General features: G+C 44.1%; 1 protein-coding gene. It reads left to right on the plus strand.

The features are described from left to right. The first annotated feature begins 51 nt into the window (after window positions 1-51). Window positions 52-594, plus strand: a complete 543-nt coding sequence (locus ACTHUT_RS21410) for a pilus assembly protein PilP (protein WP_049347906.1) — start codon at window positions 52-54, stop codon at window positions 592-594. Window positions 595-703 lie beyond the last annotated feature (109 nt).

Genomic DNA, 703 nt, shown 5'->3' on the forward strand with positions numbered 1-703 from the left:
GAAGAAGGCAAACCTGCCGAGAATGAGCAAAAATAAAAGAATAGGGAAATCATGAAAAAAATCATCTTACTCTTAAGTCTTCTTCCCTTGGCAGCCTGTACGCAAAGCTATGAAGATTTGACTCAATGGATGACGCAAACCCGTCAGGAAGCGAAATCCAAGATTATTCCATTTGAAGAGCCGACGGTTACATTGCCCAAGCCGTATAACCCTCCAAATTTTAAAGGCTTGAATGCGTTTGATTCACGCCGTTTGGATACTGCCCCTAAAGGCGGTAATGCGCCGGATGTAAACCGTCCGAAAGAAACCTTGGAAGCATTCAGTCTGGAAAACATGGCTTTTGTCGGAACGCTGCAAAGCGGTGGCAAAGTTTCTGGATTTATCAAAGTCAACGACCATGTTTATACCGTTTATCCCGGAAACTACATCGGTCAGAATTACGGCAGAATCCAAAGTATTACTGAAGATAAAATTATCCTGACCGAGCAAGTTGAAGACAGCTACGGCAACTGGGTGTACCGGAAGGCCGAATTGCCGTTGAGCAGCAAAGAGGCAGATTCTTCTGATAGCTCAGATAGTTCGAATTCAAATTAATTTAGGGGTCTCACTCGATTATGAAAACCAAGCACATGACAAAATTATTTGCCGGCTTCAGCGTTGCCCTCGCTGTTCAGACGGCCTTTGCAGGCAATATTACCGATAT

Source organism: Neisseria sp. P0022.S010 (genome assembly GCF_051956635.1).